Raw genomic sequence first — 26,443 nt, forward strand, 5'->3', positions numbered from 1 at the left:
CGGCGTGTGGGGGCAACCAAGTCCAGGCAATGCATCATGTGCATGGGCTGGCGCCGACCAGTCATCCATGGAGGAAAAGCCGTGAAGCTGAAACGCGTTGTCATGCTGTTGCTGGCCGGCCTGCTGTTGGCTGCCTGCACGCGGCTGGGAGGAGGCGCCGATCCCGCCGACAATGGAGCGGCACCGCTGCCAGGAGTGCGCGTGTTGATGCGCGAAGTAACCGATGACACGCGGAATCCAGCAACCACCCGGTTGCCCTGGAACGGCGCGATGCTGGCGCTGGCCGAGCCACCATTCGTGCAGACGGAGGATATCGAGGCGCTACGGCTGGATGTCGACGCCAACGGACAGCCCGTCCTGATGGCCCGCTTCACCGATGAAGCCGCTCCACGCATCCAGCAGGCGACGACATCGCGAATCGGTCGCCGGGTCGCGCTGACGGTGGATGGTCGTGTGATCACGGTGGCGACGGTCGCGGGCAGCTTCGGCCATAGCATGCAGTTCTCTGGCGGTGGGCCAGCCGAAACCCGCGAGCTGTATCGACAGATCACCGGCAAGGCGCCGGTCACTTCGCAGTGAGGACGCCGTCTGCGAATGGTGGAAAAGGAAGATGGGAATGAGGCTGTGTGCGTTGTTCCTGGTGCTCATGTTCGGAGCACTGGTAACGCTGAGGGAATACATGAAGTTCGCCGATGGACGCGGTCTCTTCTTTTACATGAGTCCTGAACATGGAGACATCATCATTCTCGGTGTGTCAGGGGCGATCATGTTGTTGATGGCGATTGCGCAGGTCGTGGCCGTGTTTCGCAACAAGAAGTAGTCATGTCCGCGCGCGCGAAGTTGCCGCTCGTCCACAATCCAGCTAGCGCGATTCGATGCCAGAACCACGCGCACCCCGGAAATGCGCCTCGATCTGCTCCAGCGTCCGGCCCTTGGTCTCCGGCAGCAGGAACGCCGCCACCAGGAAATACAGCACCGTGCAGCCGGCCCAGAAGAAGAACATGCTGGCGTAGCCGTAGTGGCCGACGGTGGGCAGGAAGATCGCCGCGATGGTGGTGGAGACGAACTGGTTGATCAGCAGGGCGATGCTCATGCCGTTGGAGCGGATGCGGGTGGGCATCAGTTCCGACAATGCCAGCCACACGCAGACGCCGGGACCGACGGCGAAGAACGCCACGAACACCAGGATGCAGGCGGCGACCGCCCAGCCATGCGTGGGCGACGGCACCGGTCCGAGGCTGGCGCGTTCGATCACCAGCGGCGCCCGCATCGCCGCGGCGGGATCCGGGAACGGATTCAGGTGCAGGCGGCGGAAGAACGCGCCGATGACGCTGTCCGCCCGCACGGTCTGGTCGCGCAGAAGGATGATTTCGGGCACGCCAGGGGCGTCGCTGCGCAGCGAACGCACGTTGCTGAAACCACCGTAGGCGTAGGCGATGGTCAGCTGTTGCGGATCGGCCGCGTTGTCGACGCCGAAGCGCCGCCACTGCGCGGCATCCAGCTCCAGTTTCAGGGCGTCGCCGGCGACCTGCGATTGCAGTACCGGCGAAACATCGCGCTCGCCGCGCTCGGCGCGGACGAACAGCAAGGCCGCCGCCAGCAGCGCCACCGCGATGCCGCCGCTGCCCAGCATCAGCAGGAACTTGCGGCCCTTGCGATCCACCAGCACCAGCGCGACCACCGTCATCACCGCGTTGAGCACCTTGATGGCGACGTCGGCGCCGTTGGCGACCGCGCCGGGCAGCCCGGCCTGGTTGAGGATGTTGACCGCGTAGGCGAGCACCGAGTTGATGCCGGTGGCCTGGGTGAAGGCGAGCACCGCGCAGGCCAGCAGGAACGGCCAGACGTAGCGGCGGCTGAGCAGGCGATCCCGTGCCTGCGCGCCGTGCGTTGCCTCCGGCGCCTGCATCCGCGCCAGGGTGGTCTCCACTTCGGCGGCGGGCACGGTCCGGCGCAAGGCGTCGCGCGCGCGTTCGAGGTGTCCGCGACGGACCAGCCAGCGCGGGGATTCGCTGAGCAACAGCACGCCGGCGGTGAACACCAGGCCCGGCAGCAGGCAGCTCCAGAAGATGGTCCGCCACGCATGATCCCTGGCCGCGAACAGCACGCGCTGCTGTTCGGCGGCGGCCAGTCCGCGCACCGAGGCTTCCGCGGCGTCCACCGCGTGCGCGTGGTACAGGCCGATCACCGCCGCCAGCACCAGCCCGATGGTCAGCAGCAGCTGGAACATCGCCGCCCCGCGTCCACGCCGTTCCGGCGCCAGCACTTCGGCCAGGTACAGCGGCACCACCACGCCGATCAGGCCACCGCTCACGCCCTGCAGCAGGCGGCCCAGCAGCAGCGGCGTGTAGCCGGACGCCAGCGCCATGACCGGAATGCTGAGGGTGAACAGCAGGCCGGCGAGGAACATCGCGCCGCGCCGCCCGATCAGATCCGCGATGGCCCCGGCGAACAGCGACGACAGCACGCTGCCGAGCAGCACCGCCGCCACCACGAAGCCCAGCTGCTGGCTGGTGAGGTGCCAGCTGACCGTGGCGGTGGCCTCCAGGTACGGCAGCGCGCCGGCGATGATGCCGATGTCGATGCCGTAGAGCAGGCCGCCCATGCCGGCGATGAACAGCAGATAGCGCACCTGCCAGCGCGGCGATGCGTCACGGGCGGGCGTGGCCAGGGTGGCGGAGCTGTCGTTCATGCGGAAACCGGTCCTGTCGTTGCGTGCGCGCAGGGCGCGGGAAGCACCGGACGCGGGCGCGCCGGCGCGGAGAACGGAAGGGAAATCAGGGCAGCGGAATCTCGTCGCCTTCGACGAACACCTGGCGCACCTGCAGGCGCGCATCCAGCACCACCAGATCCGCATGCGCGCCGGCCTGCACGCGGCCGCGATCGGACAGGCCCAGATAGTCGGCCGGATAACGCGAAAGGCGGTTGGACGCGTCGGCCACGTCCAGTCCCAGCGAGACCAGGTTGCGCAGCGCCTGATCCATGGTCAGCGCGCTGCCGGCCAGCGAGCCGGCGGCCAGGCGCACGCAACCCAGGCACTTGAACACGCGCTGCGAACCGAGCGCGTATTCGCCGTCGGGCATGCCGGTGGCGGCGGTGGCGTCGGTGACGCAGTACAGGCGCGGAATCGCCCGCAGCGCGGTGCGGATCGCGCCGGGATGCACGTGCTTCAGATCCGGAATCAGTTCCGCGTACTCGGCGTGCGCGAGCGCGGCGGTGGCGATGCCGGGGTGGTAGTGATCCACGCCGGTCATGCCGTTGAACAGATGGGTGAAACCGGCGGCGCCGGCTTCCAGCGCGGCCACGCCGTCCTCGTAGCCGCCTGCGCTGTGGCCCAGCTGCACGCGGATGCCGAGCGCGGCGAGTTGCGGAATCAGCGCCCGGTGTTCGCCGATTTCCGGCGCGAGCGTCAGCACCCGGATCGGCGCCAGCGCGTGCAGGCGCCGGACCTGTTCGAGCGTCGCCTCGACCACCAGCGGCGGCTGCGCGCCGAGGCGCTCGATGCTGATGTAGGGGCCTTCCAGATGCACGCCCAGCATCCGCGCCATGCCTGGCGCGCGTTCGGCGATCGCCGGGGCGAGGCCTTCCAGCGCCCGCACGATGTCGTCCTCGTGCGCGGTCATGGTGGTGCCCAGCATCGCGGTGGTGCCGTGCCGCGCGTGCGCGCGGGCGACGGTGCGGGCGGCGTCGCCGCCCTGCATGATGTCGACGCCGTCGCCGCCATGCACGTGCAGATCGATGAAGCCGGGCAGGATCAGCGTTTCATCGCCGCCGTCATCCGCATCCGCCCCGGGATGGAGCGCACGCACGCGCTGGTCGAACTCGAGGGTTCCGCGCATCCAGCCGTCGGCGGTGAGGATGCGGCCCTGCAGCGTGCGTGTCGCGGTCATGGCGGTGGCTCGGCGATGATCACTTCGATGCCCAGCCGCTGCAGTCCTTCGCGGTAGTCGCTGCTGATGCCGTCGTCGGTGATGATGGTGTGGATCTGATCCAGGCGGGCGATCCGGTGCAGGCTGACCCGTCCGAACTTGGAGGCGTCGGTCAGCACCACGATGCGGCGCGCGCGCTCGACCATGCGGTGGTTGAGGCTGGCTTCGGCCTCGTGGTGGGTGGTCAGGCCGAACTGGAGATCCAGTCCGTCCACACCCAGGAACACGGTGTCGAAGCTGTAGGTGTTGAGGCTGGCCTCGGCCTGGCTGCCGTGCAGCGACAGCGACTGCTTGCGCAGCAGGCCGCCGGTGAGCAGCAGTTCCACGCCGGGCGCGTTGGCCAGTTCCCAGGCGATGTTCAGGCCGTTGGTCATCACGGTGACGTCGCGATGGTGGCGCAGGTGCCGCGCCAGGGTCATCGTGGTCGAACCGGAGTCGATGATGATGTTGTCGCCGGGCTTGACCAGGCGCGCGGCGTGCGCGCCGATGGATTCCTTCAGCGGCAGGTTGAGCGCGTCCTTTTCGTGGATGTCCTGCTCGGTCGGCGGCGTGCGCACCAGGGTGGCGCCGCCGTGGTTGCGGGTGGCCAGGCCCTGCGATTCGATGTGGGTCAGGTCCGCGCGGATGGTCACCGACGACACCTCGAAGCGATCCACCAGATCCGCGACCTGCACGTTGCCGTGCTGGACCAGCAGCTGGAGGATCTGTTGCCGGCGTTGGCGGGTGTTGCGCATGGCGGACCTGTGGATGTGCGTAAGCGGAACCGGAAGCTTACCGTTCCGAAAGCGCGCTGGCTGCGGAAGTTTCGTTTCCGATCCGCGAACCCGCCTGGTTGCGGGCGCAGGCGCGGGCGTATTCACCCAGCCGCAGGGCGATCCGGTGCTGGATCAGGGCCAGCGGATCGGTGCCGAGCAGACCGGTTTCGATGGCGCGCTGCTGTTCGGGCAGGAACTGGCTGAGCAGGATCATCGGCGGCGCGTGCCGGCGCAGGTTGGCGACCAGGCGATCCACCGCCGCGCGCACTTCCGGCTCGCCCCAGTAGTAGCGGCAACGATCGCTGAGCGCATAGCGGCGCAGCAGGCGCAGTTCGGCGGCGTCGCCGCTGTAGTGGTGCTGCCAGTGCTTCGGCTTTTCCACCATGCAGCGATCCAGCACGTCGGGCAGATGGGAGCGCTCGGCTTCCGGCAGCAGCTCGTCCTCGATCGCGGCCAGCGCGAACAGCGCCTCGCGGTACGCGAACGTGGCCGCCGGGCCGACCTTGAGGATGGCGAAGTGATCCCGCACCAGCGCGTGCAGCGCGGCCTCGGTCTGGTAGTCGGTGGAATGCGCCTCGAACACGATGCCCGGCTGGGTCTCGACGAAGTCCGACAACGCGGTCGCGGCGGCCGGATCGTAGGCGTGCACCTGGCTGTGATCGAAATCGACGCCCGGCTGCACCACCATCGCGATCACCCGCGCCCAGGCCGGCGCCAGATCCGGATCGGCGAAGGCCTGCCGATGGATCTCCAGCGTGCGCGCGGCGGCGGCCGGCGTGGTGACGGCGAGCCCGCCTTCCAGCGAAGCCTCGCCGCCCGGCACCGGCACTTCGGTGCCGATCACGTAGACCGGCGGCGGCAGTCCGGCTTCGGCGGCGGTGCGTTCGGCCACGCGCGCCAGTTCCGCCGAGCGCGCGGCGACGATTTCGTCCGGCAGCGGATGCGGATCGCCGGCGCAGGACATGCTGCAATCCAGGTGGATCTTGTGGAAGCCGGCGGCCACGTAGGCGGCGATGAGATCGCGCGCGTGCGCCATCGCCTGTTCGGCGGGCAGCTTCTGCCAGGCGTTCGGACCCAGGTGATCGCCGCCCAGGATCAGGCGATCCGCGGGAAAATCCTGTTGCCGCGCCAGCGCTTCCACGTAGGCGCGGAACTGCACGGGGTTCATGCCGGTGTAGCCGCCGAACTGATCGACCTGGTTGGAGGTCGCCTCGATCAGCAGCACCGTGTCGTATCGCCGCGCCACCTGCATCGAGGCCAGCAGGACCTGCTCGTTGCTGGAGCAGATGCTGTACAGGCCGACGTTCTCGCCTTGGCGATGCGCGGCAATCAGGGATTGGACAGCGGACACGGAAGCCTCCGGGCAGGGAAGAATCAGGGAGTCGGACGATGCTGGCGCGTCAGCAGCGCCGCGCCGCGCGCGCCACCGGCATCGCCGAACACCGGTGGCAGGATCGGCGGCACCCGCACCCCCCGGAACAGGTGGGCGGAGATCGCGGCCGGCAGCTCGCGGTACAGGCGTTCGTCCTTGGACAGGCCGCCGCCGAGCACGATGACGTGCGGATCCACCGCCAGGATCAGGCTGGCCAGCGCGTGGCCGAGCAGATCCCGATGCACGTCGAGCGCGCGCGTGGCGGCCGCGTCGCCCTGCGCCGCGCGCGCGATGATCGTCGCGGCATCGACGCCTTCGCCGCCGAGATGGCGATGGATCATCGCCAGCCCGCCGCCGGACACGTAGCGCTCCACGCAGCCGCGCAGGCCGCAGGCGCAGTCGACCACCGGCAGGCCATGCTCCGCCAGCAGGTGCGCGGCCACGCTCCAGTGGCCCCATTCACCGGCGATGCCGTTGTAGCCATCGATCAGCCGGCCTTCGACGCAGTAGCCGCCGCCCGCGCCGGTGCCGAGGATGGCGCCGAACATGCTCGGCTGGCCGTCGGCCGCGCCGCCGTGCGCTTCGGACAGGGCGAAGCATTGCAGGTCGTTGCCGAAATGCAGCGGCCGTCCCAGCCGTTCGCGCAGATCGCGGCCGACCGTGCGTCCGGTCAATGCCGGCACGTTGGCGCTGAGCTGCAGGCCGGTGGCGCGATCGACGACGCCGGGCAGGCCGATGCCGACCGCGCGGGCGGGCTGGCCGAGCAGCGCGTCGGTATCGCGGATCAGGCGGATGATCGTGTCGACGAAGTCCGCGTAATCGTGCGGCGTGTCGATGCGCTGGCGGTGCCGTACCTCGAACGACGCGTCGCAGGCGATCAGTTCGATCTTGGTGCCGCCGATGTCGATGCCGTAGTCGAGCTGCATGGCGCGTTCCCGCTTTCAGCCGTGGCGATGGATGATCACGCCCTGCACGACCCGGTTGACGGTGCCGTCGGGGAAGGGATTGTCCGGGGTCAGGTCGAGCGCGGCCGAGCGGCGCAGGGCGTACCGCTGCGGGAGCGTCAGCCACACCGGCGCCAGCCAGGGATCCGGCAGCGCGGGCACCGCGAGGGTGAAATCGCCCGGCGCCGCGGCATCGCCGTCGACGCGCGGTCCGACCGAGATCACCCGGCCGGCGATGCCGTCGCGGCGCAGCTCGTCCAGCAGATCCTGTTCGTAGCGGCGCGCCACCGGCTGCGCGCTGCGCAGCATGACCACCAGCGTGCCGGCGTCCAGCGTGGACTTGGGACCGTGGCGGAAACCCAGCGGCGTGTTGGCCAGCGCGAGCACGCGTCCGGCGGTCAGCTCCAGCAGCTTGAGCGCGGCCTCGCGCGCGAGGCCTTCCAGCGGGCCGCTGCCCAGGTAGATCACGCGCGCGCCGCTGCCGTTGGCCAGGAAGGTGCTCGCCTGTTCCCAGTCCGACAGGGCCCGCTGGCCCAGCGCGGCGACCGTGCGCAGCCGGTCCAGCCGCTCGCTCCACGGCGCGCGATCGAACACCGCCAGCGCCGCCAGCTGCATGCAGGTCAGGCTGCTGGTCATCGCGAAGGCGCGATCGCAGCTGGCCGGCGGCATCAACAGGGTCAGGGTGTCGTCGCGACCATGGCCGCGACGCGCCAGTTCGCCTTCGGCGTTGCAGGTGATGTCCATGAACCGCGCCAGCGCGACGCGTTCGCGCACCAGATCCACCGCGGCGACACTCTCCGGGCTGGAACCGCTGCGTCCGAACGAAACAAGCAGGGTCGGCCGCTCGCGTTCCAGATACAGATCCGGATGGGTCAGCAGGCTGGTGGTGTGCAGCGCGCGCACTTCGGCGGGCCACTGCGCGTTGATCAGGTCGGCCACCATCTCGGCGATGAAGCCGGAACTGCCGGCGCCGGTGAGGATGACCCGGTGGCCGGGCTGGCGCAGCCATTCGCCAAGGAAGCCGTCGATGGCGTCGCGGGTGGCGTCCAGCGCATCGGCGAGCGCGTTCCACAGCGCGGGTTGCTGGGCGATTTCTTCGGCGGTGTATTGCCCGCCCAGGCGTTGCCAGGCGGACAGGTCGGAAAGCAGAGGAGCGTCCATTCATCGTTCCTGTTGGGCCAGCGCACGATCTGCGTTTTCTTTCGAAATGTCAAATATCGAAAGATATTGGAAAGTTTGACGGCGCCAGCAATTTCGAGCTTTCGAGCACGCAGGCGCTCGGAAGGGATTCCCGATGCCTGCCTGTTAAGCGTCTTGAAGGGCGCGTGGCGAAGATGAATAGCCGGTTCTGAAAGTATTGCTTCGCAGCAACTTTCGATATCAAGAAAATATCCTTCTTTTTTCTTTGCAATTTGTTGACATTTTTCGAGACGCTGCCCTAGAGTCGGCCGCAATGGTTTCGTACTCCCGCTCCGGCGGGCCTGGGGAGCAAGTTGGAAACCCGCGTCTGGCATCGCTGCAACCGGTTCGTCGCCCTCGCCCTGCTGGCGTTCGCCGCGAGCGCCCCCGCCTTTGCCGAGAACGTGGGCAACGTGCGCACGCTGCAGGCCGCGCCGTCGCGTGACGGCATGCCCGGCTGGGACATCACCACCGACAGCGGCGCGCGGGTGCGCGTGGATCTGCTGCGCGCCGACACCGTGCGCGTGCAGGCCGGCCGCAAGGGCAAGCTGACGCCGGCCGGCGACAAGGCCGCGCCGATCGTGTTGCCGCAGCCGGCGGGCAAGGTGGATTTCAGTTTCGAGGAAGACGCGCGGGAAGCGCGCATCCGCACCGCCGCGCTGGTGCTGCGCATCCAGCGCCAGCCGTTGCGCCTGTCGCTCGAACGCGTGGCCGGCGACCAGGTCACGCCGCTGTGGCGCGAGCTGCAGCCGCTGGATCTGGACGCCCAGCAGAGCGTGCAGGTGCTGTCCAGCGAGGCCGGCGAACATTTCTACGGCGGCGGACAGCAGAACGGCCGCTTCGAGTTCAAGGGCCGCGAACTGGAAATCGCCTATTCCGGCGGCTGGGAAGAAGGCGATCGCCCCAGTCCCGCGCCGATGCTGCTGAGCTCGCGCGGCTGGGGCATGCTGCGCAACACCTGGAGCGACGGCAATTACGATCTGCGCCAGCCGGACCAGGCGACGCTGCTGCATCGCGAGGATCGCTTCGACGCCTATTACTTCGTTGGCGCGGGCCTGCACGAACTGCTGGACCGCTACACCGCGCTGACCGGCCGTCCCGGCCTGCTGCCGCGCTGGGCGCTCTCCTACGGCGACGCCGACTGCTACAACGACGGCGACAACAAGAAGAAGCCCGGCACCGTGCCCGAAGGCTGGAGCGACGGCCCCACCGGCACCACCCCGGACGTGATCGACAGCGTCGCGCGCAAGTACCGCGAACACGACATGCCCGGCGGCTGGATCCTGCCCAACGACGGCTACGGCTGCGGCTACACCGATCTGCCCAAGGTCGTGCAGGGCCTGGCGCGCTACGGATTCAGGACCGGCCTGTGGACCGAGAACGGCGTCGACAAGATCGCCTGGGAAGTCGGCAAGGCCGGCAGCCGCGTGCAGAAGCTGGACGTGGCGTGGACCGGCAAGGGCTACCAGTTCGCGATGGACGCCAACCAGTCCGCGTACAACGGCATCCTCGACAATTCCGACTCGCGCCCGTTCCTGTGGACGGTGATGGGCTGGGCCGGCATCCAGCGCTACGCGGTGGCCTGGACCGGCGACCAGAGCGCCAGCTGGGACTACATCCGCTGGCACATCCCGACCCTGATCGGTTCGGGCCTGTCGGGCATGGCCTACGCCACCGGCGACGTCGACGCGATCTTCGGCGGCAGCGCCGAGACCTATACCCGCGATCTGCAATGGAAGAGCTTCACCCCGGTGCTGATGGGCATGTCCGGCTGGTCGTCCGGCGCGCGCAAGCATCCGTGGTGGTTCGACGAACCCTATCGCAGCATCAACCGCGACTACCTCAAGCTGAAGATGCGGTTGACCCCGTACATGTACGGACTGGCGCGCGACGCGGAAACCACCGGCGCGCCGATCGTGCGCGGACTGATGTGGGATTACCCCACCGATCCGGAAGCATGGACCGAGGCGCACAAGTACCAGTTCCTGCTCGGCCGCGAACTGCTGGTCGCGCCGGTGTACCGCAGCCAGGCCGCCAGCCGCGGCTGGCGCCGCGACATCCACCTGCCGCAGGGCCGCTGGATCGATTACTGGGACGGCCGCCAGGTGCAGGCCGACGCGCAGGGCCGGCAAATCGATCGCCAGGTCGAACTGGCGACGTTGCCGGTGTTCGTGCGCGCCGGCGCGATCCTGCCGATGTATCCGGCCATGCTCTTCGACGGCGAGAAGCCGCTGGACGAGCTGACCCTGGATCTGTATCCGCAGGGCGAATCGAGCTACACGCTGTACGAGGACGACGGCAACACCCGTCGCTACGCCAAGGGCGAATCCAGCGAGCAGATCATCCGCATGCAGGCGCCGGCGCAGGGCAGCGGCGAAGTGCGCGTCGCCGTCGAACCGGTGCGCGGCCAGTACGCCGGCCAGCTGCCGCAGCGCCGCTACGCGCTGCGCGTGCTGAGCCGCGCCAGGCCGAACGCGGTCGAACTGGACGGGCGCGCGCTGCCGGCGCTGGCCGATCGCGCCGCCTTCGACGCGGGCGCCGAAGGCTGGTACTTCGATGCGAAGGAGCGCCAGGGCACCGTGCACGTGCGCAGCGCGCCGGTCGACATCCGTAGCGCGCTGGCGTTCCGCCTGGACATTCCGGTCGCCGCCGCGCCGGCCGACGACGCCTTCCCGGCCGCGCCGGAACTGGGGCGCGCATTGCCGGCCGACAGCCTGCTGGTGGTCAATCGCCCGGCCGAGGAACCCGGCCATCCGCTGGAGAACGCGTTCGACGACGATCCGGCCACCTGGTTCCGCACCGTGCGCAACCAGGCCGTGCGCACCGGCGCGCACGAGTGGACGCTGGGCTTCGGCGAGCGCCGGCTGATCGACGGCGTCGAGCTGGCGCCGCGCACCGATCAGCACTGGAAGCACGGCCAGATCCGCGACTACGAAATCTACCTGGCCGACAGCAACGGCGAGTGGGGCGAACCGATCGCGCGTGGCCGGCTGAAGCTGGAACAGGGCACGCAGACGATCAGCTTCGCGCCGCGCGCCGGCCGCCTGCTGCGCTTCCGCGTGCTGGGCACGCAGAACCCCGACGGCGACGGCGCGAGCGGCAACGACCCGATGGTGACCGCCGCGCAGGGCGGTACCGCGCGCGCGTTCGACGCCTTGCAGCCGCGCGAGGTCGGACCGATCACCCTGTCCACTTTCCGCGTGCTGGAACACCAGACGCCGGAACGTCCCGCGCAGCAGCGCTACCTGTCCGAACTGGCGCTGCCGGCCGACGTCGCGCGCGACCGCGCGTTCGGCGGCGAGGCCGAGATGCGCATGAACGGCCTGCATTTCCGCCGCGGGCTGGGCGTGGGCGCGGCCAGTCGCATCGACGTCGAGCTGACGGGCGGCTGGCGCCTGCTGCGCGCCGACCTCGGCATCGACGATCGCTGCCGCGAGGCCGGCGGCATGCAGTTCCAGGTCTGGGGCGACGACCGCCTGCTGTACGACAGCGGGATGGTGCGCGCGCCGGGCGTGGTCAAACCCGAACTCGACATCCGTGGCCTGCACCGCCTTAGCCTGCGCACCCTCGGCGCGCAGGGCGCGCGGCCGGCGCAGGTCTGCGGCAACTGGGCCAACGCTGTCCTGATGGGACAGGAGGGCGATACCGCCACCATTTCCCCGCCGTAACCGTTCCACGAAGTTCGCATCTCCCCCCGCCTTTGACTGCGGCCCGCCGGCCGTGGCCTGGGACCGCTGTTGCCCACGCAAGCCCTTCCACCACAGCAGCGCCGCGCGCTGCACCCCCGAAACGAGGAGAGAACCCGATGTCGTCCGCAAGCCGCCGCCAACGCTGTATATCCGTCACACCCCTGGCCCTCGCCCTGGGCACGGCGCTCGCCATGGCCGCGCCGGTCTCGGCGCAGACCGCCGATGCGCCGAAGGAGGACGGCAAGGCCACCGAACTGGCCCGCATCGAGGTCACCGGTTCCAACATCAAGCGCACCGATGTGGAAACCGCCTCGCCGGTGCAGATCATCAGCCGCCAGGACATCGAGAACATGGGCGCGCGCACCCTGTTGCAGGTGCTGGACAACCTGCCGGCCGCGCGTCCGGCGCAGCAGGACTTCAAGTCGCTGTTCACCGGTTCGGACGGCGCCTCGCAGGCCAACCTGCGCGGCATGGGCGCGCAGGGCACGCTGGTGCTGCTCAATGGCCGTCGCCTGTCGTACTACGGCGCGCCGGCGGGCTTCCAGACCCAGTTCGTCAACATCGATGCGATTCCCGCCGCGGCGATCGAGCGCATGGAGGTGCTGACCGACGGCGCCTCGGCCGTGTACGGCACCGACGCGATCGCCGGCGTGATCAATGTCATCACCAAGAAGTCCTACCAGGGCCTCGAGGTCAACCTGACCACCGACAGCTCCTCGCGCATCGCCAGCTACGGCGAGCACCAGGCCAGCATCACCGGCGGCTTCGGCAACCTCGACGAGGATCGCTACAACGTCTACGCCTCGCTGAACCTGTATCGCCGCGATCCGATTCCGCTGAGCGACTGGTACGACAAGAAGCCGGGCCAGTTCTACGTCAACAACCCGAACTACATCAACAATTTCCGCCTGGGCACCGGCAGCGCGCCGGGCACGCTCAACCCGGGCAGCTATTTCGCGTTCGATCCGGTCACCGGCCGGCGCGTGCAGGAAGCCGCTCCGGGTTGCCGGAACGTGGTCGTCGAAGCCGCCGGTCCGCGTTGCATCTGGCAGACCTGGATGAACAACGAAATCGACGCGGGCGCCAAGTCCGAGCGCATCACCGCCTACGTCAACGCGCATTTCCTGATCGGCGACACCACCGAGGCTTTCGCCGAGGCGACCTACACCGACATCGACCTGCGCGCCAACGGCGGCACGCCGCGCGCCTTCGGCACCACCACCGGCAACCCGACCAGCTGGTTCGCGCGCAACACCGGCACCACCGTCAACCAGTTCTTCTATCCCTACCTGGGACCGAACAACGTCTACAACCACGCCAGTCCGGAACTGCGCGCGCTGATGGGCGGCGTGGTCGGCCTGCAATACCTGATGCAGGACGTGGGCAAGAGCCACTTCGGCCAGCGCAACACCGACAAGAGCTATCGCGGCCTGGCCGGCCTGCGCGGCAGTTTCGGCGACTGGAACTGGGAAACCGCGTTCGCCACCGCCGGCACCCATTCGGTCACCTACCAGACCGTCAACGTCAACCTGGACGGCTTCGCCCGGGCGTTCGGTCCGTTCACCGTCGATCCGGGCACCGGCCGGGTGATCATCTCCGACAATCCCGCCTACCGGTTCGGTGAAATCAGCGAAGCCAACGCCAAGCTGTTGCGCGAGGCCTACCCGACCTTCGACATCCAGTCGTGGACGCGCCTGCATACCCTGGACGGCAAGGTCGAAGGCCCGCTGTTCAACCTGCCGGCCGGCGAAGTGCGCGCGGCATTCGGCTTCAACGTCAGCCGCGAGACCTTCTACACGCCGGGCAACACCGACGCGGCCAACGGCAAGATCACCCAGCAGGGCGGTTCGTGGTTCGACGGCAGGCGCACCACCAGCGCGCTGTTCGCCGAAGTCGTCGCCCCGCTCACCGAGAAGCTGGAACTGGACGCCGCGCTGCGCGTGGACAAGTACCCCAACTTCGACGCCAACGTCGCCCCGAAGATCGGCCTGAAGTACCAGGCGCTGCCGACCGTGATGCTGCGCGGCACCTACTCAGAAGGCTTCCGCGCGCCGAGCCTGGCCGAGGCCGGCACCGGCGGCGTGTTCGCCCAGCTCGGCGGTTTCCGCGACGATGTCCGCTGCGGTGAAACCAACGCCATCGCCAACCTGCTGCTGCAATCGAATCGCCCGGGCGATGTGGACCTGGGCAGGACGCTGCTCAACACCGATTGCAGCCGCACCGTGGCGCGGATGACCCAGCCCAATCCGAAGCTGCAGCCGGAAAAGGCCAAGATCGCCACCCTCGGCGTGGTGCTGGAGCCGTTCGACTGGCTGTCGGTGTCGGCCGACTACTGGTTCATCTATCGCCGCAACCAGATCGCCGCGCCGGACTACAGCAAGGAAACGGACATCGTCTCGATGACCCGCAATCCGATCACCGACAGCGACCGCGCCGCCGAAGCGGCGGTGGCGGCGATGTGCGCGGATCCGGCCAGCGGCGTGACCTGCCCGGGCACCCTGCCGACCTATTCCGTGGGCAACGTGTCCAGCGTGGTCGGCCAGTACAAGAACCAGGGCCGCACCCTGATCGACGGCTTCGACGTCGATGCGCGGGGCCATTTCCCGCTGGGCCAGTGGGGCGAACTGAACGTCGGCCTGGCCGCGACCATCGCGCGCCGCAACGAGGCCTACCTGGACGACGAGAACCGCTGGTACTACGGCAACACGGTCGGCTACTACAGCAACCCGCGCCTGCGCGCCACGCTCAACGCCGACTGGACGTACGGCGAGGTGACCACCAGCTTCTTCGTCAACTATGTCGGCAAGACCAAGTGGGCGTGGGATCGCGTCGACGCGCAGGACAACTCGCCGGAGACCTGCACCGCCGGCTCGCTGCCGGTGGCGCCGGACAACTGCAACGGCGTGCCGGCCTGGTGGACCGCCAACCTGGGCCTGTCCTGGCGGCCGGATGATCACTGGCATGCCGGCTTCACCATCAAGAACCTGTTCAACCGGATGCCGTTCTACGATCCGAACAGCTTCCTGGGTGATTCCAGCGACTACGCCAGCATTTTCGGTCGCAGCTACAGCTTTACCGTAGGCTACAAGTTCTGACGAACAAACGCGCCGGTCCGCCGACGCCATGTCACAAGGAGTTCCGCTTCAATGAAACGTAGAGAGTTCATCCTCGCCGGGGCCGCGCTGGGCGCGGCCACCCTGCTGCCGGCCACGCCGGCCTGGGCCAGCAAGCGACGGATACGGCTGGGCATGATCGGCACCGGCATGCGCGGGCAGGTCCTGTTGAAGGAACTGCTGCGACGTGACGACGTCGAGGTCGCGGCGCTGTGCGACATCGAGCCGATCATGCTCAAGCAGGCGCTGGACATGGCGGCCAAGGCCGGCAAGCCCGCGCCGAAGGCGTATGGCCAGGACGGCGACGTCCAGTCCTATCGCCGCCTGTTGCAGCAGCGCGGCCTGGACGGCGTGATCATCGCCACGCCGTGGGAATGGCACGCGCCGATGGCGATCGCGGCGATGGAGGCCAAGGTGCCGGTCGGCTGCGAAGTGGTGGCCGGCGTCACTCTGCAGGATCACTGGGACGTGCTGGCCACGCAGCAGCGCACCGGCACGCCCTACATGCTGCTGGAAAACGTGTGCTACCGCCGCGACGTGATGGCGGCGTTGCAGATGGTGCGGGCGGGCCTGTTCGGCGAGCTGGTGCACTTGCAGGGCGGTTACCAGCACGATCTGCGCGCGGTGAAATTCAACTCCGGCAACCCCGCCGAACCCTACGGCAGCGGCGTGGAGTTCGGTCCCAAGGGCTGGTCGGAGGCGCGCTGGCGCACCGAGCATTCGGTCCGCCGCAACGGCGAACTGTATCCCAGCCACGGCATCGGCCCGTGCGCCATGTACACCGGCATCAACCGCGGCAACCGCTTCACCCACATCAACAGCTTCGCCAGCAAGGCGCGCGGCCTGCACGAATACACCGTGGCCAAGAGCGGCGGCACCACGCATCCCAGCACGCAGGTCAAGTTCAAGCTGGGCGACGTGGTCACCACCACCCTGGCCTGCGAGAACGGCGAGACCATCATCCTGCAGCACGACACTTCGCTGCCGCGCCCGTACTCGCTCGGTTTCCGGGTGCAGGGCACCAAGGGTCTGTGGATGGATCTCAACCAGTCCATCCACATCGAGGGCCGCAGCCCGGGGCACAAGTGGGAACCGTTCCAGGCCTACCAGGACGAGTTCGATCACCCGCTGTGGCGCAAGTACGCGCAGGATGCGGAAGGCGCCGGCCACGGCGGCATGGACTACTTCGTCATCCACGCCTTCGTCGAGGCGGTGAAGGCCGAGGCACCGATGCCGATCGACATCTACGACGCGCTGGCGTGGAGCGCGATCACGCCGTTGTCGGAACAGTCCATCGCCGAGGGCTTCAAGACCCTGGAGTTCCCGGATTTCACCCAGGGCCTGTGGAAATCGCGCAAGCCCATCTTCGCGTTCGACGCCCGGTATTGATCTTGCAGCGCCGGGTTCGCCCGGCTCCCGCCCATCCTCTCTCCACGGAGTCGGGCCGGCCCGGCGCTGCGAACCGCGCGAATCAGCGGAAGCGTCGCGCGTAGCCCAGGTAGATCTGCAGATCCGGACTGTCGTCATCGAGTCCGGCGTTGACGCCCGCGTCCCATTGGGCGTCTTCGTCCGGCTGCCAGCCGAACGAAAGGCCGGCCAGCGCCTGCGTGCCGTGGCCCGCGGGATCGCGATCGCGCGACAGCGAAACCTCGAACGAGCCCGACACCGTATCGGACACATCGAATCCCAGCCCCGCCACCGAACCGTAGGCCAGGTGCCGGCCATCGCCGTCGCTGTCGACGGCCGCTTCGATGTTCGGGGTCAGGCCCAGCGACACGGCGCCCAGCTCGATGCTCATGGGCAGGTTGATGCCCGCGCTCCAATCGTCCGCACCGACCGGCGCGCGGCCGGTGGGCAGGCTCACGTAGGGCATCAGCGCCAGCGAGAAGCCGCCGCCGTCGGGACGGCGCAGGTTGCGGCGCAGGGCGAGGCTCACATCGCCGAAGCGCGATGCGCGCGTGGTCGTCGCGGAAACCGTGTCGCGCTCGCGCACGCGGCCGTAGGCGGTCCAGCCCACCTGCGCTTCCAGCGTGTCGGTCAGGCCGAAGCGCAGCAGCGCATCGCCGAACAGGAACTGCTCCGTGCGCAGGCCGTGCGCATCGTCGCCGGTCCAGTCGGCCAGGCCAATTTCCAGCACCGTCGCGCCGCGCTCCACCGTGCAGGCCGGGGTGCCCAGGCCCGGACGGTCGGGACACAGATCGCGCGGTTCCGCGGCAAGCGCGGACGCCGAGGCCAGCCATGCGGCGGCGAAAAGCGGACCACGCATCCTTCTCTCCCTCGATCCCGTTCCCGGCATTGAACCGGGGCCGGTGGCGGGAATCAATGCCGCGCGCGGGCGTGCGTCATTCGTCGTCGCCGTCGGGCAGCGGTGATGCGGGAGCGCCGGGAATGAACGTCCCTGGTTGGACGTAGGCGGCGAAAACGATGTCGATGACTTCGGCGCCATCGCGCATCAGATCGAACAGTTCCGGTTCCAGCATGGCGCTGTACAGCACGCCGGACAGGCTGGCGTGCAGGATCCGCGATGCGGTCGCCACGTCGACGTTGTCGCGCAATTGGCCCAGGTCCCGCGCGCGCTGGAAAGCCAGGGCGATGATGTCCAGCTCCTCGCGGGTGCTGTCGCGCTGGAGTTCCTGCATCGCCTGGCTTTCGGCCGACAGATCGTTGCGCAGCATGATCTCCATCATGTTGCGCAGGCGTTCGTCGTCGGCCAGTTCCTGGAACGACACCAGCAGCGCCGAGCGCAGGTCGATCACCGGCGTGCTGCGCTTGGTGGACGAGGTGCGGCGCAGGCGCTGGATGAAGGGAATGCGGTCCCGGTTGATCAGCGCCTCGAGTACTTCGGTCTTGTTCTTGAAGTGCCAGTAGACCGCGCCGCGGGTGTAGCCGGCGCGTGACCCGATCATCGCCAGGGTGGTGCCGGCGACGCCGTGTTCATGGAAACAGGCCTGGGCCGCGTCGAGGATGCCCTCGCGTGTGGCCTGCGCCTCTTCTTTGGTTTTTCTGGCCATCTGCCTTGCGTATTCGCTGGGTGAAACCGGGCTGAATTGTACCGGTTTGCAAACAAACATTCATGCATGTATATTTCGCGCCCTGTTGATCCCGACCCGGCGCGGCGCGTCCTCGCACACCCGCGCCAGGTCCGTATTTGCCGTCTTTTGCTTCGAAAATGCCGCCAATTGGCGGCATCCGGGGCCATCGACAGTCCCGAATTCCTCTCCCCGACCCCACCGCCATGTCCCGAATCCACGTCCCCCTCGTCGCGCTGTCCCTGGCGATCGCCCTCACCGTGTCCGCCTGCGGCGGCGGCGGCCCGGAAGCCCCGCAGGCAGGCCCCGGCCAGGTCACCGTCACGACACTGAAGACCGAACAGGTCGGCCTGACCCGCGAACTGCCCGGCCGCACCCACGCCTTCCTGGTCGCCGAAGTGCGTCCGCAGGTCAACGGCATCGTTGCCCGCCGACTGTTCACCGAAGGCGGCGAGGTCAAGGCGGGACAACCGCTGTACCAGCTCGATGACGCCAGCTATCGCGCCCAGGCCAACACCGCCCGGGCCCAGCTCGCACGCGCCGAGGCCACCGCCCACGCCGCGCGCCTGAGCGCCCGTCGCATCGGCGAGTTGGCAAAGATCGATGCGGTCAGCCAGCAGGATCTGGAGAACGCGGTCGCCGCGCAGAAGCAGGCCGAAGCAGATGTCGGCGCGGCGCGCGCTTCGCTGGACGCGGCCAACGTGACCCTCGGTCATGCGCGGATCACCGCGCCGATCAGCGGCCGCATCGGCAAGTCCACGGTCACCCAGGGCGCGCTGGTCAACGCCGGGCAGGCCGAAGCGCTGGCGACGGTGCAGCAGCTGGATCCGATCTACGTCGACCTGAGCCAGTCGTCCGCCGAACTGCTGCAACTGCGTCGCGAACTGGCCGCCGGCCGCCTGCAGGACAACCAGCAACTGCCGGTGAGCATCCTGCTCGAGGACGGCAGCACCTTCGCGCACAAGGGCACGCTGGAATTCTCCGAAGTCAGCGTGGACCCCGGCACCGGCAGCTTCGGCCTGCGGGTGAAGGTCGCCAATCCGGACGGCGTGCTGATGCCCGGCATGTACGTGCGCGCCGTCATCGGCGGCGGCGTGCGCGGCAACGCGCTGCTGGTGCCGATGCAGGGCATCGCCCGCGATCCCAAGGGCAACACCACCGCGATGGTGGTCGGCAAGGACGGCACCGTGGAAGTGCGCGCGGTCAAGGTCAGCCGCGCGCTGGGCGACAAGTGGCTGGTCGAGGACGGCCTCAAGGCTGGCGACAGGGTCATCGTAGAAGGCCTGCAGAAGATCGGTCCCGGCATGCCCGTGCAGGCCACCGAGCTCGGCGCCAGGCCGGCGCGGACGGCCACGACCGCCGTTCCGCCCGCCGCCCACGGCGCGCGGTAAGCGGAGAATCCCATGGCACGCTTCTTCATCGACCGACCCATCTTCGCGTGGGTCATCGCCATCATCATCATGCTCGCCGGCGGCCTGGCCCTGTTCAAGCTGCCGATCTCGATGTACCCCGACGTCGCGCCGCCGGCGGTGGAAATCAGCGCAACCTATCCAGGCGCCTCCGCCAAGGTGGTCGAGGATTCGGTGACCCAGATCATCGAGCAGAACATGAAGGGCCTGGACGGGCTGATCTACTTCTCGTCCAACAGTTCCTCCAACGGCATGGCCACCATCACCCTGACCTTCGAGAGCGGGACCAATCCCGATATCGCGCAGGTGCAGGTGCAGAACAAGCTGCAGTTGGCGATGCCGCTGCTGCCGCAGGAAGTGCAGCGGCAGGGCATCAACGTGGCCAAGTCGAGCTCGGGCTTCCTCAACGTGCTCGCGTTCGTGTCCGAGGACGGCAGCATGGACGAGAACGACATCTCCGACTATGTCGGCTCGAATGTCGTCGACCAGCTCAGCCGCGTGCCCGGTGTCGGCAACATCCAGGTGTTCGGCGGCAAGTACGCCATGCGCATCTGGCTGGATCCGAACAAGCTGCACACCTACCACCTGTCGGTGCCGGAAGTGGTGGCCGCGATCCAGGCGCAGAACGCGCAGGTCGCGATCGGCCAGCTCGGCGGCGCGCCGGCGGTGAAGGGCCAGCAGCTCAACGCCACCATCAACGCGCAGTCGCGCCTGCAGACGCCGGAACAGTTCCGCGACATCGTCGTGCGCAGCGCGCAGGACGGATCCGAACTGCGCCTGAGCGACGTGGCCCGGGTCGAACTGGGCGCCGAGTCCTATGACTTCATCACCCGCTACAACGGCCAGCCGGCCAGCGGCCTGGCCATCACCCTGGCCACCGGCGCCAACGCGCTGGACACCGCGGCCGGCGTGCAGAAAACCCTGGACGAACTCAAGCCGTTCTTCCCCGCCGGCCTGAAGGCCGAGACGCCGTACGACACCACCCCGTTCGTGCGGGTGTCGATCAAGGGCGTGGTGAAGACCCTGCTCGAAGCGATCGTGCTGGTGTTCGTGGTCATGTACCTGTTCCTGCAGAACTTCCGCGCCACCCTGATCCCGACGATCGCGGTGCCGGTCGTGCTGCTGGGCACCTTCGGCGTGCTGGCCGCGCTGGGCTTCTCGGTGAACATGCTGACGATGTTCGCGATGGTGCTGGCGATCGGCCTGCTGGTGGACGACGCCATCGTGGTGGTGGAGAACGTGGAGCGGATCATGTCCGAGGAAGGACTGTCGCCGCTGGAGGCCACCCGCAAATCGATGGGCCAGATCACCGGCGCGCTGGTCGGCATCGGCCTCGTGCTGTCGGCGGTGTTCGTGCCGATGGCGTTCATGAGCGGATCCACCGGCGTGATCTACCGCCAGTTCTCGGCCACGATCGTGTCGGCGATGGCGCTGTCGGTGCTGGTCGCCATCGTGCTGACCCCGGCGCTGTGCGCGACCCTGCTCAAGCCCTTGAAGAAGGGCGAGCACCATGTCGCCCATCGCGGCCCGGCCGGACGTTTCTTCAACGCCTTCAATCGTGGCTTCGACCGTTCCAGCGAAAGCTACCAGCGCGGCGTGCGCGGCATCCTCGCCCGTCCGTGGCGCTTCATGGGCATCGTACTGGGCATGTTCGTGCTGATGGGCGTGCTGTTCGTGCGCCTGCCCAGCGCGTTCCTGCCCAACGAGGACCAGGGCGTGCTGATGGCGCTGGTGCAGGCGCCGGTCGGCGCGACCCAGGAACGCACCCTGGAATCGATCCGGGCGCTGGAAAACCACTTCCTGGAGAACGAGAAGGGCGCGGTGGAATCGGTGTTCTCGGTGCAGGGCTTCAGTTTCGCCGGCATGGGCCAGAACGCGGGCATGGCCTTCGTCAAGCTGAAGGACTGGGCCGAGCGTGACGCCAACGATGGGGTCATGCCGGTCACCGGCCGCGCGATGGCCGCGCTGGGCGCGATCAAGGACGCCTTCATCTTCGCGTTCCCGCCGCCGGCGATTCCGGAACTGGGCACCGCCTCGGGCTACACCTTCTTCCTGAAGGACAACGGCGGACAGGGCCACGAGGCCCTGCTGGCCGCGCGCGACCAGCTGCTGGGCATGGCGGCCGAAAGCGGGAAGCTCGCCAACGTGCGCCCCAACGGGCAGGAGGACACGCCGCAGTTCCGCATCGACATCGATGTGGCCAAGGCCAGCGCGCAGGGCCTGTCGATCGATCAGATCAACAGCACCCTGGCGACCGCGTGGGGCAGCCAGTACATCGACGACTTCGTCGATCGCGGCCGGGTCAAGCGCGTGTTCGTGCAGGCGGACCAGCCGTTCCGGATGGTGCCGGAGGACTTCGATCTGTGGTCGGTGAAGAACGCCGAGGGCCGGATGGTGCCGTTCAGCGCCTTCGCCTCCAAGCACTGGGACTATGGTTCGCCGCGCCTGGAGCGCTACAACGGCGTGTCGGCGATGGAGATCCAGGGCGAGCCCGCGCCCGGAGTGGCCTCCGGCGACGCGATGGCCGAGGTCGAGCGCCTGGCCGCGCAGTTGCCTCCGGGCTTCGGCATCGAGTGGACCGCGCTGTCGTACCAGGAGCGCCAGGCCGGCGCGCAGACGCCGCTGCTGTACACGCTGTCGCTGATGATCGTGTTCCTCTGCCTGGCCGCGATGTACGAAAGCTGGAGCGTGCCGACCGCGGTGCTGCTGGTCGCGCCGCTGGGCATTCTCGGCGCGGTGCTGGCCAACACCTTCCGCGGCATGGAGCGCGACGTCTATTTCCAGGTGGCGATGCTGACCACGGTGGGCCTGACCAGCAAGAACGCGATCCTGATCGTGGAGTTCGCCAAGGAGAACCTGGAACGAGGCGCGGGCCTCATCGAGGCGACCATGAACGCGGTCCGCGACCGCCTGCGCCCGATCGTCATGACCTCGCTGGCGTTCGGCCTGGGCGTGCTGCCGCTGGCGATCGCCTCCGGCGCCGGCTCCGGCGCGCAGCGGGCCATCGGCACCGGCGTGCTCGGCGGCATGATCGTCGGCACCGTGCTGGGCGTGTTCTTCGTGCCGCTGTTCTTCGTGGTGGTGCAGCGCGTCTTCGGTCGCGACAGGCGCGCAGGAGAGGCGAAGAGCGCCGGCAACGGCGAACTCGCCGGAGACCAGGGAGAAACCCATGCATAAGCAATCGAGCGCCGGCCTGGCGCTGGCGATGGCCCTGGCGCTGTCGGGATGCGCGACGCTGGCGCCGCGCGGCAACGAAGTGGCGCCTTCGATTCCGTCGCAATGGCCGACGACACAGTCTACTGGCGGCACCGGCCAAGCGCGCGTCGTGACCGATGTCGCCGACATCGGCTGGCGCGCGTTCTTCCCCGATCCGCGCTTGCAGGCTGTGATCACCCAGTCGCTGGACAACAACCGCGATCTGCGCGTGGCGGCCTTGAACGTGGTGCGCGCCCGCGCGCAGTACCGCATCCAGCGGGCCGACCGCGTGCCGTCCTTCAACGTGCAGGGACAGATGACCCGTACCGGCGGCGATGCGCCGGTCAGCGAGCAGTACAGCGCGAATCTGGGCGTGGCCGAGTTCGAGCTGGATCTGTTCGGCCGCGTGCGCAACCTGGGCGAGGCGGCGTTGCAGAAGTACTTCGCCGAAACCGAGAACCGGCGCGGCGCGCAGCTGTCGCTGGTGGCCGAGGTCGCCAACGCCTGGCTGACGCTGGGCGCGGATCGGGAGCAGTTGCGGATCGCGCAGGCCACCCTGGCGGCGCACGAGGATTCGCTGCGCCTGATCGAGGCGCGCCACCAGCGCGGTGGTTCGTCCGCGCTCGACGTGAGCCAGGCCAGGACGCTGGTCGAAACCGCGCGCACCGACGTGGCCCGCTTCACCGGCCAGGTCGCGCAGGACCGCAACGCGCTGGCGCTGCTGGCTGGCGGTCCGGTCGATGAAGCCCTGCTGCCGCGGGACAATCTCGCCGACATCGCCGCGCTGCGGCCGCTGCCGGCCGGCCTGCCGGGTGACGTGCTGCTGCGGCGTCCGGACGTGATGGCGGCCGAGCACCTGCTGCTGTCGGCCAACGCCAATGTCGGCGCCGCGCGCGCGGCGTTCTTCCCGTCGATCCAGCTGACGGGCGCCGTGGGCTCGGCGTCGCCGGAGCTCTCCGGGTTGTTCGACGGCGGTACCCGCGCCTGGAGTTTCGTTCCGCGGATCACCCTGCCGATCTTCCAGGGCGGCCGGCTGCGCGCGAACCTGGGCATGGCCACCGCCGATCAGGACATCGCCCTGGCGCAGTACGAAAAGGCGATCCAGTCGGGTTTCCGCGAAGTCGCCGACGCGCTCGCCCTCAACGACAGCCTGGACGGACAACTGGCTTCGCAACGCGCGCTGGTGGCCGCCACCGAACAGGCCGAGCGCCTGTCGCAGGCGCGCTATGACGCCGGCCTGGACAGCTTCCTCACCCTGCTGGACGCGCGCCGCGCCGCCTACGGCGCCCGCCAGTCGCTGGTGTCCACCCGGCTGGCGCAGCAGGCCAACCAGGTCGCGCTGTACAAAGTACTGGGCGGCGGCTGGCGCGAGGACAGCTGATCGCGGTTGCCGCCCGCTATTTTTCGGGATCCGCGTCGACGCGCTGGAACGCGATGCCTTCGACGCGGCGACCGAACGACAGGGCGACGATGCGCGGACGTTCCGCATGCCTGTCCAGATCAATCCGCAGCGGCCCGCTCTTCAGGGTGTCGGGTTCCTCCATGGTCAATCCGCCCCAGGTTTCGGTGTAGTCCGAAACCGGAGTGAACGGCGAACGGATCTTCACCTCGAAACCGTTGTCCGTCGGCGTGATGTCGAAGATCGCGTCCAGCTCTTCGACCCGGTACTTGCCCGCGACAGCCCGCAGGAGTGAAGGCTCGGGAGGCTTCGGCGGAGCATCGGCGCGGGTCGGAGCCCGCGCCGCCGGATCGGATGGTGGCGGAGAAGCGTTCCGGGCGATCCGCAGGGCCTCCAGGGCGAGCGCGGAGGCGTCGGCATCGAGCCGGTTGCACAACACCGCCACGCCGATGGGCGCATCCCGCATGCGGACGTATTCGCTCCGAAATCCTTCCGCGCCACCGCCATGGGCCATCTGCAGGTCATCGCCCACGGCGGTCAGTCCCACACCCGTTCCGTAAGGCGTCCCGAATTCGGGAAGGATGGCGAGCTCACCGGACCTGAGCGTGCCGGGGGTGAGGAACCAGGCCTTGATGCGCGGGTTCCATGGCATCGTTACCGCCCGGAATGCCTGTTCGAAGCGCGACAGATCCGCCACCGTGGTCACCAGTCCACCCGACCCATTGGTGGCGGGCCGATCGTTGGCCACGCGGAATCCCGGTTGCTTGCCTTGGGGCTGGTGGCCATCGGCCAGCGCGACCGGCTCCGCGCCGCCGAGGAAGTACGAACGGGTCATTCCGGCGGGAGTGAAAATCCGATCCGCCGCGAACGTCTCCAAGGGCGTGCCGGACACGCGCCGGACGATCTCGGCCAGCACGAAATAGTTACCGTTGGAGTACTGGCTGCGCGTGCCGGAGGGAAAATTGGTGCGCTGCTGGCGCGCCATCAACGCCAGGGTCCGGCCGCGATCGACTCCCGCGAGCGCTTCGACGCCGACCAGAAACAGCAGGTTCACGTGATCCCGCACGCCCGCGGTGTGGTGGAGCAACTCCGCAACCGTGGCGTCGCCGACCGCGCCGGCGAGTTCGGGCACCCATCGCCTGGCCGGATCCTCGAACTTGAGTTTGCCCTCGTCGATCAGCGTGAGCACGGCCAGCGCCGTGAACTGCTTCGACGTCGATGCCGCCAGGAACTGGGTGTTCTCGTCCAGCCGCCGGGCGGAGGCGAGACGGGCATATCCGGCACTGTCATACCGTGTCTTTTCGGGGCCGAAGATGCCCATCGCGCAGCCGGGCTGGACGCCTTCGGCGAACCGGGCCAGGCCGTCGTCACGGGCTTGATCGGGACCCCCAGCGGCACTCATGCTGGGGCCGCCGAAGCCGAGCAGGGCGCCGGTCAGGATCAGGTGGCGTCGGATGCGGTCCAAGGCGGCCTCGATGCGCGGGCGAAGCCCGGAATCTAGCGCCGACCGCATCAAATGGCTTGTAGAAATCGGCCCCGCGGGTGGATGACGATGGATTTCGCATTCCAGGAACCTCCCCACGACCTGAAACCCTGGGTCATCGGATTCGCGCAGCGCACGGACGACCGGGCGCTGGGAGCGGCGTTGGAGCTTCCCCTGCAGCATCCGCTGCTCCAGTTCCTCACGACCTCCGGATATGCGCTGCGTCCGATCAACGGAAAAGGCGACTTCGAGCGCGCGCCTTCGGCGGGGATATGGGGACCGACCACCACCTCTTTCCAGGCCCGCCATGAAGGCGCGCTCCAGGCCTTCGTCGTCATCCTCACCCACGGCGGACTGCGACGCCTCACCGGATGCATGCCCGGAGATCTGTTGAACCGGCGCATCGCCCTGTCCGAAACCGGCGCGCGTTCCGCCGGCGTCGAAGCGCGCCTGTCCGCGCTGGCGGGCTTCCACGAAAAGATCCGGTTCGCCAGCGCATGGCTGAGAACCCTGCCGGATGATGTCGGCGGGCGCGACGCTGCGTTGCTCCGCATGGTTGACGCCCTCCTCGCCAGCAATGAACCCGCGAGCGTTTCCGCCTGGGCGCAGCGCCTGGGCGTTTCACTACGGACGCTGCACAAGCGGTTCGTCGCCAGCTCGGGGCAGGGCCCCAAGCAGGTCATGCGCATCGCCCGCCTAGGCCGCGCCCTGCGCACCCTGCATCCCCACCCCTGGAGCGGGAAGCTGGGTGGCGATCCCGCCGCGGACTATTTCGACCAAGCGCACTTCTGCCGCGACTTCAAGGAACTCACCTCGGTGAGCCCGATGCAATACCGGAAAAGCAAACTCAGCCTCGGCGACCCGCTCGTCAACACGCTCTACACGGGATACGGCCCGGCGGGCTGAACGCCGCGCCCGCCGACCCGGACGTCACGACCGCCGGGGCG

Annotated in this window: 18 protein-coding genes; 9 read left to right on the top strand and 9 right to left on the bottom strand. The window is 68.5% G+C overall.

Annotation, left to right across the window (positions count from 1 at the left end; translation table 11 throughout):
• The first annotated feature begins 81 nt into the window (after positions 1–81).
• Positions 82–579 carry a SecDF P1 head subdomain-containing protein gene (locus ACTHN1_RS12040; RefSeq protein ID WP_440471178.1) on the top strand — a complete coding sequence of 166 codons (498 nt, stop codon included), beginning with the start codon at positions 82–84 and terminating at the stop codon, positions 577–579.
• Positions 580–679: 100 nt separating this feature from the next.
• A complete protein-coding gene (locus ACTHN1_RS12045; RefSeq protein WP_440471179.1) occupies positions 680–820 on the top strand; it encodes a hypothetical protein in 141 nt (46 codons plus the stop codon).
• Between the two features lie 42 nt (positions 821–862).
• Here the strand turns inward: ACTHN1_RS12045 and ACTHN1_RS12050 are convergent, their stop codons facing one another.
• From ACTHN1_RS12050 to ACTHN1_RS12075, 6 genes are all read right to left on the bottom strand, one after another.
• Entirely contained in the window at positions 863–2,692 is a 1,830-nt protein-coding gene (locus tag ACTHN1_RS12050) for an MFS transporter (protein ID WP_440471180.1), read from the bottom strand.
• 85 nt (positions 2,693–2,777) lie between these two features.
• The gene (locus ACTHN1_RS12055) at positions 2,778–3,890 is read right to left on the bottom strand and encodes an N-acetylglucosamine-6-phosphate deacetylase (RefSeq protein ID WP_440471181.1); all 1,113 of its coding nucleotides are present in this window, start codon (positions 3,888–3,890) and stop codon (positions 2,778–2,780) included.
• Positions 3,887–4,663, bottom strand: coding sequence for a DeoR family transcriptional regulator (locus ACTHN1_RS12060; RefSeq protein WP_440471182.1), 777 nt, complete (start codon positions 4,661–4,663; stop codon positions 3,887–3,889). The genes ACTHN1_RS12055 and ACTHN1_RS12060 overlap by 4 nt, the downstream gene beginning before the upstream one ends.
• A gap of 37 nt (positions 4,664–4,700) precedes the next feature.
• Entirely contained in the window at positions 4,701–6,035 is a 1,335-nt protein-coding gene (locus ACTHN1_RS12065) for a D-tagatose-bisphosphate aldolase, class II, non-catalytic subunit (RefSeq protein ID WP_440471183.1), read from the bottom strand.
• A 23-nt stretch (positions 6,036–6,058) separates the two neighbouring features.
• On the bottom strand, positions 6,059–6,982 hold the full coding sequence (locus ACTHN1_RS12070; RefSeq protein ID WP_440471184.1) for an ROK family protein: 924 nt from the start codon (positions 6,980–6,982) through the stop codon (positions 6,059–6,061).
• Positions 6,983–6,997: 15 nt separating this feature from the next.
• On the bottom strand, positions 6,998–8,161 hold the full coding sequence (locus ACTHN1_RS12075) for an SIS domain-containing protein (protein WP_440471185.1): 1,164 nt from the start codon (positions 8,159–8,161) through the stop codon (positions 6,998–7,000).
• A gap of 380 nt (positions 8,162–8,541) precedes the next feature.
• Between ACTHN1_RS12075 and ACTHN1_RS12080 the strand changes: the two genes are divergently transcribed.
• From ACTHN1_RS12080 to ACTHN1_RS12090, 3 genes are all read left to right on the top strand, one after another.
• On the top strand, positions 8,542–11,847 hold the full coding sequence (locus tag ACTHN1_RS12080) for a TIM-barrel domain-containing protein (protein ID WP_440471239.1): 3,306 nt from the start codon (positions 8,542–8,544) through the stop codon (positions 11,845–11,847).
• 137 nt (positions 11,848–11,984) lie between these two features.
• Positions 11,985–14,963 (top strand): TonB-dependent receptor plug domain-containing protein, encoded by a 2,979-nt coding sequence (locus ACTHN1_RS12085; protein ID WP_440471186.1) that lies wholly within the window; start codon positions 11,985–11,987, stop codon positions 14,961–14,963.
• A 51-nt stretch (positions 14,964–15,014) separates the two neighbouring features.
• On the top strand, positions 15,015–16,370 hold the full coding sequence (locus tag ACTHN1_RS12090) for a Gfo/Idh/MocA family protein (RefSeq protein WP_440471187.1): 1,356 nt from the start codon (positions 15,015–15,017) through the stop codon (positions 16,368–16,370).
• Between the two features lie 82 nt (positions 16,371–16,452).
• On the opposite strand, the gene ACTHN1_RS12095 is transcribed toward ACTHN1_RS12090, so the two are convergent.
• Positions 16,453–17,247 carry a transporter gene (locus ACTHN1_RS12095; protein WP_440471188.1) on the bottom strand — a complete coding sequence of 265 codons (795 nt, stop codon included), beginning with the start codon at positions 17,245–17,247 and terminating at the stop codon, positions 16,453–16,455.
• A 76-nt stretch (positions 17,248–17,323) separates the two neighbouring features.
• The gene (locus tag ACTHN1_RS12100) at positions 17,324–17,992 is read right to left on the bottom strand and encodes a TetR family transcriptional regulator (protein WP_440471189.1); all 669 of its coding nucleotides are present in this window, start codon (positions 17,990–17,992) and stop codon (positions 17,324–17,326) included.
• A gap of 224 nt (positions 17,993–18,216) precedes the next feature.
• Here ACTHN1_RS12100 and smeD point away from each other — a divergent pair, with 224 nt between their 5' ends.
• Genes smeD through ACTHN1_RS12115 form a run of 3 tightly spaced genes read left to right on the top strand, consistent with a single transcriptional unit; the run spans position 18,217 to position 23,995 of the window.
• On the top strand, positions 18,217–19,401 hold the full coding sequence (gene smeD / locus ACTHN1_RS12105; protein ID WP_440471190.1) for a multidrug efflux RND transporter periplasmic adaptor subunit SmeD: 1,185 nt from the start codon (positions 18,217–18,219) through the stop codon (positions 19,399–19,401).
• A 12-nt stretch (positions 19,402–19,413) separates the two neighbouring features.
• On the top strand, positions 19,414–22,596 hold the full coding sequence (smeE, locus tag ACTHN1_RS12110) for a multidrug efflux RND transporter permease subunit SmeE (protein ID WP_440471191.1): 3,183 nt from the start codon (positions 19,414–19,416) through the stop codon (positions 22,594–22,596).
• Entirely contained in the window at positions 22,589–23,995 is a 1,407-nt protein-coding gene (locus ACTHN1_RS12115; RefSeq protein WP_440471192.1) for an efflux transporter outer membrane subunit, read from the top strand. Before smeE ends, ACTHN1_RS12115 begins: the two co-directional genes overlap by 8 nt.
• Positions 23,996–24,011: 16 nt before the next feature.
• Here ACTHN1_RS12115 and ACTHN1_RS12120 read toward each other — a convergent pair whose 3' ends face one another.
• Positions 24,012–25,679, bottom strand: coding sequence for a serine hydrolase domain-containing protein (locus ACTHN1_RS12120; protein ID WP_440471193.1), 1,668 nt, complete (start codon positions 25,677–25,679; stop codon positions 24,012–24,014).
• Here ACTHN1_RS12120 and ACTHN1_RS12125 point away from each other — a divergent pair.
• Positions 25,659–26,402 (top strand): helix-turn-helix domain-containing protein, encoded by a 744-nt coding sequence (locus tag ACTHN1_RS12125; protein ID WP_440471194.1) that lies wholly within the window; start codon positions 25,659–25,661, stop codon positions 26,400–26,402. The two genes, ACTHN1_RS12120 and ACTHN1_RS12125, sit on opposite strands and share 21 nt — an antisense overlap.
• Positions 26,403–26,443 lie beyond the last annotated feature (41 nt).

The sequence above is a fragment of the Pseudoxanthomonas sp. genome (assembly GCF_051953815.1).
Classification (GTDB): domain Bacteria; phylum Pseudomonadota; class Gammaproteobacteria; order Xanthomonadales; family Xanthomonadaceae; genus Pseudoxanthomonas_A.